The 243-nt window shown below is 45.7% G+C and carries 1 protein-coding gene; it reads right to left on the bottom strand.

The features are described from left to right. On the bottom strand, nt 1-198 hold a 198-nt coding region (locus tag SB752_RS33150), incomplete at its 3' end, for a hypothetical protein (protein WP_410719619.1). Nucleotides 199-243 lie beyond the last annotated feature (45 nt).

Raw genomic sequence — 243 nt, 5'->3', positions numbered from 1 at the left:
GGCAAAAATCAGCGCAGAAGGCGGCGTCTTTTGTCCGACAACAATGTGGGGAATCAAATGGTATTTTCGGCAATCTGCAAGAGCGAGCGTCAGCCTTCTAAAATCGTATTCAGACACATAGCCATCGACTTTACCCGAAATCTCAACATTGCTTTCAATATTTATCAGTCGAATATTTTTTATGCCGATTGGCTTCATTCGCCCCCATGTATCCTGTGAAATCGGCCGTTCCCACGATGCACC

The organism is Brevibacillus sp. SIMBA_040 (assembly GCF_046535075.1).
In the GTDB taxonomy this organism is placed as follows: domain Bacteria; phylum Bacillota; class Bacilli; order Brevibacillales; family Brevibacillaceae; genus Brevibacillus.
The sequence above is the reverse complement of the archived record's forward strand: the minus strand, read 5'-3'. Positions and strand labels throughout refer to the sequence as shown.